The sequence below is a fragment of the Streptomyces sp. NPDC004658 genome (assembly GCF_040609555.1).
GTDB lineage: Bacteria > Actinomycetota > Actinomycetes > Streptomycetales > Streptomycetaceae > Streptomyces.
The window spans coordinates 1-2,480 of sequence record NZ_JBEXKG010000357.1; the positions used below are offsets into that span (position 1 = coordinate 1).

At 74.7% G+C, this 2,480-nt stretch carries 2 pseudogenes; one reads left to right on the forward strand and one right to left on the reverse strand.

The annotated features are described in order from the left end of the window. Positions 1–1,475, forward strand: a pseudogene (locus ABZV94_RS41220) (hypothetical protein); the annotation flags it as partial. A 40-nt stretch (positions 1,476–1,515) separates the two neighbouring features. Here the strand turns inward: ABZV94_RS41220 and ABZV94_RS41225 are convergent. Continuing rightward, positions 1,516–2,388, reverse strand: a pseudogene (locus ABZV94_RS41225) (AAA family ATPase); the annotation flags it as partial. Positions 2,389–2,480 lie beyond the last annotated feature (92 nt).

Here is a 2,480-nt window from a genome sequence, read left to right on the forward strand (position 1 = left end):
CCCTGCTCGTCGGCGGCGCGGCGGTGGTCGTGGTGGTCTGCCTCCGGGGCCGCAGCGAGTGGCGGCTCGACCAGCGGCTCGACCGGCACCTCGTGCACCGCCTGCCGCTCGCCGCGCTCGCCCTGCTGCTGCTCGCGCTGGTGTACGCCGGCTGGTCCCGGCCCGGCTGGCGGTCCACCGGCCGGCTGCCCGGCGACGCGTCCTTCGGCGCCCTCATGCTGGCCCAGGGCCTGCTGGTCGTCGCCCTGGCCGCCGTGGCCGGGTACCTGCACCGGCGCCGCCCCGACCCGCGTGCCGCGATGCGCGGCCTCGGCGGCCCCGCCGTCGCCCTGCTCGCCTGCGCGCTGGGCGGTGTGATCTCCGGTGGGGTCGCCCAGCGCGTCGCCGACTGGCTGGACGGAACCCGCGCCCTGCTCACCGGCCCGCCCGTCCTGCTGACCTGGCAGGCGTCCGTCATCCCGCCGCTCCTCGCGGTTCTGCTGCTCCTGGCCGCCGGGCTCGCGCTGAACACCGCCCGGCTCGCCCGCGCGGAACGCGAACGGGTCCGCCGCGAGCACCCCGGCGAACCCGAGGACCCGCCCCGCACCCGCGCCATCGCGCACGCCCGGGCGATGGCCGGCCTCACCGACCGGGTGCCGCTGGTCGTCGCCGTACTCACCGCCACCACCCTCGTGCTGGGCTCCGTGGCGCTGACCGGAGCGCTGGCCACGGGGAGGACACCCGACGGAGCGGCCCGCCGCACCCACCACCTCGTCCAGGCCGTGGCCGAGACCTCGCAGGCGCTGGGGTCCTGGCTGGTCGGCCTCGGCTTCCTGCTGTTCGTGACCTGGGGCAGGCGCGCCTACAAGGACGCCTCGGCCCGGCGCACCATCGGCATCCTCTGGGACGTCGGCACCTTCTGGCCGCGCGCCGCCCACCCCTTCGCCCCGCCCTGCTACGCCGAGCGCGCGGTGCCGGACCTGACCTGGCGCATGGCCACCTGGACCCGGCGCACCGGAGGCCGGCTGGTGCTGTCCGGCCACTCCCAGGGCAGCGTCCTCGCCGCAGCGGCGGCCTGGCAGCTTCCGCCGTCCGTACGCGGGCGGGTCGCCCTGCTCACCTACGGCTCCCCGCTGGAGCGCCTGTACGGCCGCTGGTTCCCGGCCCACTTCGGCCCGCCGGCCCTGGCCGCGCTGCACCACGACATCGACTGCTGGCGCAACCTCTACCGGCGCACCGACCCCATCGGCGGCCCCGTCCGGGTCCCCGACGACGCCTCTCCCGACGTGGACCACGCGCCCCTGCGGGACCCCCTCGCCTACGGCCGCACCGAGGACCATCCGCTGCCGGCCCCGATCCTCGGCCATTCCGACTACCAGTCGGACCCCGCGTTCAGCCGCGAACGGGCCCGCCTGCTGACCCGCCTGCACCCCGAGTTGCCGGGCCAGCGGCCGGAGCGGGGTCCTCGGGACGAGGCCGCCGGGTCCCCGGCGTGACGCACCGGACGGCCCCGTCCCGACCCGTTCACAGGACTGCTCAGGGCAGGTCGGGCAGGTCCTCCGCGTAGAGCAGGGTCAGGTCGTCGGTGCTCGGGTCGGGCAGCTGGGCGACGCGGCTGGCGTGGCGCTCCACCATCGCCTCGAAGGTCTGCCGTGCGGTGCGGCCGTTGCCGAACGCCGGTCCCTTCGGGATCGCCGTGAAGTACTTCAGCAGCGCCTCGGACGCGCCCGGCGCCAGCCGGTACTCGTGCTCGTCCGCCTGCTGCTCCACGATCCGCAGCAGTTCCTCCGGGCCGTAGTCGCCGAAGGTGATGGTGCGGGAGAAGCGGGAGGCCACGCCCGGGTTGACGGACAGGAACCGCTCCATCTCCGCGGTGTACCCGGCGACGATCACCACCACCGCGTCCCGGTGGTCCTCCATCAGCTTCACCAGCGTGTCGATGGCCTCCTTGCCGAAGTCCCGCCCGGCGTCCTCCGGGGACAGCGCGTACGCCTCGTCGATGAACAGCACACCACCGCGTGCCCGCTCGAAGGCCTCCTGGGTGCGGATCGCCGTCGAACCGATGTGCTCGCCGACCAGGTCGACCCGGGACACCTCCACGAGATGGCCCTTCTCCAGCACGTCCAGCGAGGCGAGGATCTCGCCGTAGAGCCGGGCGACCGTGGTCTTGCCGGTGCCGGGGGAGCCGGTGAAGACCAGATGCCGTTTGACGGAGGCCGCCTTCAGGCCCGCCCGCTGCCGGCGCCGGCCCACCTCGATCATGTCGATCAGCGCCCGCACCTCGCGCTTGACGCTCTCCAGACCGACCAGCGCGTCGAGTTCCCCGAGCACGTCCTTCGACGCGCGCTGCGGCTTCTCCGGCTCCGTGACGGCGACGGGCGGCGCCTGCTCGGCCGCCCGCTGCCCGGGCCCATGTCCACCATTTCGTCGCGGGCAGGCTCCACGTCGGAAGGCTGCACAAATCGCCCTGACTCGAACAGAGTTGCCTTGTCCCCCATAAC